The organism is Blautia caecimuris (assembly GCF_024622975.1).
Taxonomy (GTDB): Bacteria; Bacillota; Clostridia; order Lachnospirales; family Lachnospiraceae; genus Blautia_A; species Blautia_A caecimuris.
This window is the reverse complement of record NZ_JANJZT010000064.1, coordinates 1-7,219: the sequence shown is the minus strand read 5'-3', so window position 1 is coordinate 7,219 and position 7,219 is coordinate 1. Positions and strand designations below refer to the sequence as shown.

The 7,219-nt window shown below is 30.9% G+C and carries 8 protein-coding genes; 1 reads left to right on the top strand and 7 read right to left on the bottom strand.

Annotated elements, in window-relative coordinates:
• Nucleotides 1-153 precede the first annotated feature (153 nt).
• Nucleotides 154-693: a helix-turn-helix domain-containing protein gene (locus NSA57_RS19030; protein WP_257465802.1), complete on the top strand. Its 540-nt coding sequence runs from the start codon at nucleotides 154-156 to the stop codon at nucleotides 691-693.
• Between the two features lie 50 nt (nucleotides 694-743).
• On the opposite strand, the gene NSA57_RS19025 is transcribed toward NSA57_RS19030, so the two are convergent.
• The 7 genes from NSA57_RS19025 to NSA57_RS18995 form a co-directional block, all read right to left on the bottom strand.
• Nucleotides 744-1,541 (bottom strand): TraX family protein, encoded by a 798-nt coding sequence (locus NSA57_RS19025; RefSeq protein ID WP_257465801.1) that lies wholly within the window; start codon nucleotides 1,539-1,541, stop codon nucleotides 744-746.
• Nucleotides 1,542-1,561: 20 nt separating this feature from the next.
• Nucleotides 1,562-2,944: a B12-binding domain-containing radical SAM protein gene (locus NSA57_RS19020; RefSeq protein ID WP_257465800.1), complete on the bottom strand. Its 1,383-nt coding sequence runs from the start codon at nucleotides 2,942-2,944 to the stop codon at nucleotides 1,562-1,564.
• 12 nt (nucleotides 2,945-2,956) lie between these two features.
• Nucleotides 2,957-3,793: a PqqD family protein gene (locus NSA57_RS19015; protein WP_257465799.1), complete on the bottom strand. Its 837-nt coding sequence runs from the start codon at nucleotides 3,791-3,793 to the stop codon at nucleotides 2,957-2,959.
• 11 nt (nucleotides 3,794-3,804) lie between these two features.
• Entirely contained in the window at nucleotides 3,805-4,278 is a 474-nt protein-coding gene (locus tag NSA57_RS19010) for a hypothetical protein (protein ID WP_257465798.1), read from the bottom strand.
• A 2-nt stretch (nucleotides 4,279-4,280) separates the two neighbouring features.
• On the bottom strand, nucleotides 4,281-5,300 hold the full coding sequence (locus NSA57_RS19005; protein ID WP_257465797.1) for a radical SAM/SPASM domain-containing protein: 1,020 nt from the start codon (nucleotides 5,298-5,300) through the stop codon (nucleotides 4,281-4,283).
• Between the two features lie 106 nt (nucleotides 5,301-5,406).
• Nucleotides 5,407-5,532 (bottom strand): hypothetical protein, encoded by a 126-nt coding sequence (locus NSA57_RS19000; RefSeq protein ID WP_257465796.1) that lies wholly within the window; start codon nucleotides 5,530-5,532, stop codon nucleotides 5,407-5,409.
• 114 nt (nucleotides 5,533-5,646) lie between these two features.
• Entirely contained in the window at nucleotides 5,647-7,002 is a 1,356-nt protein-coding gene (locus NSA57_RS18995) for a B12-binding domain-containing radical SAM protein (RefSeq protein WP_257465795.1), read from the bottom strand.
• Nucleotides 7,003-7,219 lie beyond the last annotated feature (217 nt).

The window sequence follows — 7,219 nt, the reverse complement described above, 5'->3', positions numbered from 1 at the left end:
GTTGTAGAAAAATACGATGGTGTGATCGAATTCAAAGATGAAGCAAAACGTTTTGAAGCCAGTGCTATAATTTATGGCATATAAAATAAAAGTTGATATAATATTATCAGTATGATAATATTATACTATAGATTAAGAAAGGAATTGTGTTATATGAATGATAAATTGTTAAATTGCTTCACTAATCCTATAAAATGTAAAATATTATTGGAAATTAATTCCCAAAAAGCTACTACCGCCAAACATCTAAGCGAAATATATACTGACATACCACAGGCAACCTTATATCGATACTTAAACAAAATGCTCAAAGATGATATATTAAAAATTGTGGAGGAAAACCCCATCCGTGGTACTGTAGAGAAGGTTTATGCTTTAAATTTTGATTTTTTAAAGGAACTAAAAAATCCTCAAGGCGTATCTTCTGGAAAAATGTATATGCAACTTTTTATGCAATATATGCTAGGATTATTGAGTGAATTTAAAGAATATACTTCAAAAGAAGGCATCGATATAGAAAATGATGGTTCCGGTTTCTCTCTATATCCTGTATATCTTTCCAAAGAAGAATTGAATGAATTTGCTCTGAACTTCGCAGCATTACTTGAACCATATCGTAAAAATAGGGCAGATGCTTCTAGGGATTTACACTCTATTGCATTCATAGTAACTCCTCCAAAAACTAACAAATAGATTTCAAATTAAGAGGGACTGCCACATTGGCAGTTCCTCTCAGCTATATTTCATATCGCTATCATATTTGATAAAATAAAAATCGCCCAAATATGCAACGGGTAAAATACATAAAAGAAATTCTTTACATTTTTTCCTCTCTTTCCGTTATATAAAAGCATAAAAGGAAGAGCTGCCAGCATCATCCACTGGTAATTTATAAACAAGAAATTTTGAATATTTATTCCATAAGAAATAGTAAATACTGCTTGAATCCCTGAAAAGAATATGTACATTATAATAAACTTTACTCTTTTTTCTCTGAAGCAATACATTAATATACCTAAAATAATCCATAAAAAACTTCCATCACAGAAAATAATATTAGGTAAAACTCCACCTATTCCACAATAATATGCCGTTTGAACCAGTGCCGGCTCATTATTAAAAAAGTATGTTACTATGAAAAATTCAAATATTAAAATTGCTATCTGCATTATTGTAAAAGTCAAAGCAAAAAATATCTTTTGCTTTATTGGTTTTGCATATTCAAAACCTGTAATTAACATAGCTATAAGAAAAAGCGTAGAGAATACGTTATTAGTTATAGGAACACTGGCCTTTTTAAATAATAGATTTAAAATAATACTCCCAATACCCATTAGTGCTGAGCCTATATATAAACGAAACAAATATTTTTTCAGATTTGAGGTATGTATCACCCCCTCAATTACACAAAATATAAATATTGGAGCGGATATTCTCCCAATCCAGCGCAGTTCCATGGGAACTGTTCCAGAAAAATATTCTGCAATATGATCCAAAATCATACAAATCAGCGCAATTATTTTCAAATTGAATATTGTCAATTTTTCACCTCTTTTCTCAACTAATGTGGTCTAAGCTCAGGAGCACTATTAAACAAAACAGGCAATCCATGTTCACTCATTGTGTATATTTTTTTCTCGATTCTTTGCACAGTTTCTCTATCCATAAGCGGATGAACCTTCTCAAATATATCTCTATCGTTCAGCCAAATAGCATTGTCAAAAATAGTTTCATCCACATCAATATTATATTCTGATTTGATTTTCCATAAATCAGATGGTAAAAAAATTAGCCAATTTATATTACACGTTACATGATATACGCTTGCAATATATTTTACAGTTTCTAAAGTCTGATCAATTTCCTTCTCCGTTTCCCATGGAAAACCTATAATGAAAGACAAAAAACATTTTGATGCATATCCATTTATTTTAACTAAATTCATAGCTTCCTTCAATTGTGCTACTGTAATTTCTTTATGTATTTTTTTCAGTCCCTCATCATAACCACATTCAACTCCTATCTGCATACTTTCTATTAAATCAACAGGAATATGTGAAAATAAATTCTGTTTAACTATATCTGAAATTCTAACTTCAATAAAGTATCGTAGTTCATACCGATATTTCTGATATAATTTTCGGAATATATCTATTGCACGTTTTGTGTTAATTGTGAAGCAGTCATCTACAAATAACATCAAATGTTTTTTGCAGCTTTCTCCTATAGTGTCATATAAATATTCTACTCTTTTAACAACATTATCTGCAGAATATGCTCTCCAATTATGTCTATGTGGTATAGAACAAAATGCGCAGCTAAATGCACACCCTCTTGATGACTCTATTGGATATGATGTGTATGGATTAATTTTAGGGATCAAAGAATATTCAGGTAATGGTACCGTTTCTAAAAATGCTGTGTCTAATGCCACATTATCAGTCGTTCTAATTATCTCACCATTTTCTCTATATGTAATTCCAGATACCGTATTTAAATCATATCCTTTTTCTAAAGCTTCTAAAAGGTTTGGAAAACTTTTTTCTCCTTCACCACGGATAACAAAATTTGCTTCCGTAATCTCCAGCACATGTTTATCAAATATACTAGGGTGCAGTCCCCCTAATGCCACTAATATTTTCTTGTCTACTTTTCGAATATTATTAATAACATCCTTTGTTATCCCCCAATTGAATGTATTACACGAAAACGCAATAAGATCTGCCTTCAATTCCGTCTTTTTAATTAAGAGCTCCAAACACATTTTGTCTAAGTTTGGTTTTCCATCATAAATCAAATATTCACAAGGATCTATTACTGTTATCTTATGACCTGATTTTTTTAAGACAGATGCTAACACATATAATGCCAATGGCGGTGCATCTAAAGTTTCAAATTTTGTTTCCGTTTTTAATGCAGGGATAAACGTTAGAATAATGTCCATAAGGTCCTCCTATTACCACTCAACGTATCTTTCGTAATAATTATTTTCTTCTGTAGCATTTTCAACTCTAACGAAAAACAACTTTGAAAATACATTTTCTTGTTTTTCATCATTAGAAGACTTAATGTTAAAAAAGCTTTTACTGTTTTTATTAGGAACGTCAAACCAAGATATGCACCACTTCCAAAAATCATCTTGTACAATTCTGTCATATTCCGCTTTTTCATTCATATATATACTGTCAATATTAAAAGAAATAATCTCTTCTTTTCCATTACAGTATGCTTTATTGGGGATTAATGAGGCAGCTAAGATAAGGTTTTCTCCCTTGTAACATTGAAAAAAGCGCATATTCTTCATCCTCATTTCCTTTTCAATATAAGCTTGAGTGAATTTTATATCCGGATCAAACTGAGCATCAAAAATCAATGCATCTTTATTTTGTTCAATAAATTTTACACCCTCTTTCAAAAGTAACGCCTTATAAGTACATCCATTCATCACTTCCTCATACAGACTCGCATAAAAATTTTTATTTTCTTTCCAAGTAATAATCCCACTAGCCCAAAAATCATATAAAATTTTAATGACATCTCTGTGAATAAGTTCTTCTGGTGCGTCATAAATCTCTATCATCTTATCTGAAATTCCTCTAACTGAATTATCTGCTGTACAAAGAGTTAAAACTGTATATGCAACTTCATTTGTGTCAATCTGCGTATAATCTGAAAGCGTTACTTTATAACCATTGTCTGTTTTATCCACAATAATATTTTCAGAATCAAATACTGGGAAAAACCTTTTTTCATCATTTTTAGCAAGTTTTTTATAGAACTCCTTTAATTCCATTTTCTCACTCCTTATAAAAGCTTAAGTTCATAACAATATCTATCATTATCTGTTTCGTTTGAGTGAAGTATGTATGGCTCTCCATTTACAACTTCAGTTATAAATTTACTATTTTCAGCAGTAAATTGTTTTTTCAGTATCTCAATTCTAATTGCCTGCCAGCCGTAAAAACTATATTCCTGTTTTATCTTCTCCACTACATTTTCAAACAATTCGGTATTTTCTACATTAGCCCATAACAAAGTGAGTATAGGCCTAGTTTCTTCTAATTCCGAAATTTTAAAAACAATATAATCTTTCTCATTTCTAAATGCTATTATCTGATAATCAAATAATAGCTTATGTGCAACTAGATCATCAAAATTCTGTATATCTAATTGATAATTTAAATAATATCCTTTGGCCTCTTTTGATTTCTCTTTCAAAAAACTAGATAATGCCCCTGCATCAGCATAAGAAATCATTTCCACATTCACTTTCTCCATAATTATCTTCTCCAATCCTGCATTACTTTTTCCACCTTTTCTTTGTAGTCTGAACTAATCAAGTCTAAATCAATATTTTCTTCTACGAAAATCTCCGGTAATCCCATTTTGCTGACATCCATATCTTCTGTTGAATGGAGATTTTCAATAATTTCTTTTAAAACTGGATTTTGCCATGCTCGTTTTAGACCAGCGTTTATATACGCTTTCAAACTATGACGCTTTATATTCCCAAAAGAAATAGATAAATAGGGTGTCACTAATATGTCACCATACGCCGATATACCTACGTAATTTAGCACATTTTCCAAGCGACTATAAAATTGTAAATGTTCTATTGGATCAGCCCATTCTATAATAAAATCTTCATGAATATATTGTTTCCTCTTTCTATCTAAAACCATTTTACAAAACATATATTCATTGTTATCTAAAAAATATTCTGTAAGATATTTCTTCGCCCTGCCTAAATTCATAATCGGTTGAATTCGGAATGCCTCCACACCTAAGTTTACTGCATTATCAATAGCAGCATCTAGTTCATTTATATTCCGCTTGGTTGGTACAAATGCCGTTTCAGTTCTTACTCCTTCATCACGTAAAACTGTCAATGCATTAATTGCCTTTTTATAGCTTCCTTCTTTATTTCTCATCCAATCATGTGTGTCCTCTGTTGCACCATCAATACTAATCTGAACTACATCTATCCCTGCATCTTTTAACCCCCTTGCTATACTTCTATCCAATAGATATCCATTGGATACCGTAGACACTCTAATACCATTTTCTTTAAGCCTTCTACAACACTCAAACAACAGTTCTTTTCTTAGAAGAGCTTCCCCACCACAAAGACACACAGATTCTACTTGAATATCTTTTAAATCCTCAATTACCTTCAGAATCTCTTCATCAGTCAATTCACAACCTCTGTTTGTATGCTCACCACTTGTGTTAAAACAATGTTTACATCTAAAATTGCACTTATACGTTAAATCTATAGAAGCTGATTTTAATACTTTCATTTTTTCTCCTTTTTACTCCCTAAACTAACATTACGTTAGTTTAGGGGTTCTTTATAATGCTATCCTATATCTTTAATTATTTTTGCCCTTCATTAATTGTTTCTACTTAAACTCCTGTTACTGCAACACCTACGACAATAACGATTACGATTCCGGCTTCTCTTACCTTTCCTGTACTTGTTTCTTTCATAGATGGGGTTTCATAACATTTTTTTTCAATCTTAGTGTTCATATAAATCATCCTCCTAAAAGCCAAATTTTAAATTAATTTAACTAGTCACTTTGATATAGCACTATAATTTATTAATGAAGGGCTAAATTAAAGCCAATTCTTAGTTGGTATTATCTATCCATTAATGAGAGAAATACCATTTTTTTTATAGTCATCAACATATTTGTCGATAAACTTTTGAGTAAATTCATCTACACGGGGATGAGTATCTCTAAATATTTTAGGATTTTTGATCATCCCATGAATATCAAAAATATCTTCATTTACCAAAATTCCATATTTATCCCTATTATTCCAAATCTCAGATGGAAAGAGATTTAACCAATTTACATTTACATTTTGATATCCAAATCGCTGTACAATACTAGCTGCATAATCTAATGTTTGCTTATAATCTAATGTTCTTTCCCAAGGAAATCCTATAATAAATGAAAAAAACATCTTTTTAATCAAATCATATTTTTGAAATGTTTGTAGACGTTTCTCTAGCAATTCTATTGTCAATCCTTTATTTATATTTTTTAATCCGATGTTATAACCGCATTCTATGCCAATTGCTATCCTCACAATTTGTTTAGACTGTAGTACTTCCAAAAGTTCACCATCTTTTAAATCTGAAGCTCTTGCTTCCAAGATAATTTCAACATCACTATTGTGGTTTAATATGGTTTTTAATATTTGAATGGCTCGTTTATTATCAGCAGTAAAACAGTCATCAACAATGTATATTTGATTGTTTTTAAACCGTTCCCCATAGCTTTCTACACTCTTTAGTATCCTATCGGCAGCCCATTGACTTTCGTAACCAATCCAATCCTTTTTGTGTGGAATTGAGCAAAAACGACATGCATATTTACAACCTTTTGATGTAGAAACAGGCATAATATCATATACCTGCTTAGGCACTGTTGAAAAATCTGGAATCGGGGTTTCCATAATTTGATTTTTACTTAATGGAATAACATCTGGATTACTATATATTTTTTCTCCGTCTTTCCATGTCAATCCTCTAATTTCTTTATAATCTGCCTTTTTTTCAATTGCACTTATCATCTCTAAAATGGATTTTTCGCCATCTCCTCTAAGAACAAAGTCTATTGAATTCGTTTTCATCAAATACTCTGCAAAATATGTAGCATGTAATCCACCAATAGCGATACAAATATCTGGAAACAGTTTTCTAACTGCTTCGCATAAAACTTTTGTCATAGACCAATTCAGTGTATTGCTTGATACACATACCAAATCCGTTCCTAATAATTTCTTTTTTAGCAATTTTAATAATTTTTCATCTTCTGAACTATCGAAAGGATTCAATTTCCGAAACTCGTATGGATCAATAATGTCTACATCATATCCTTTTTTTTTCATAATCGTTCCTAGTAAATAAATTGCAGTTGGCGGCATAGTACTCATTCCTGGCAAATCTATACTGTGATGTACCGGCATACTTAATATCGTAATTTTCAATTTTCTCACCTCTTATTGCGAATTATACAAAAGATTTATCATAGTTCTGATAAACTGCCTTTGTTTGCATTTTATCTGTAATATTTTGTAAACTAAATCCCCTATTCCTCCATTTTTCCTATGAATATCTATTACCAAAAGTCACTCGTACTATATATAGCACCAATGAATAAAAAAGATGTTTTAAAATAACCCTATTAGTACTATATATGGGAGG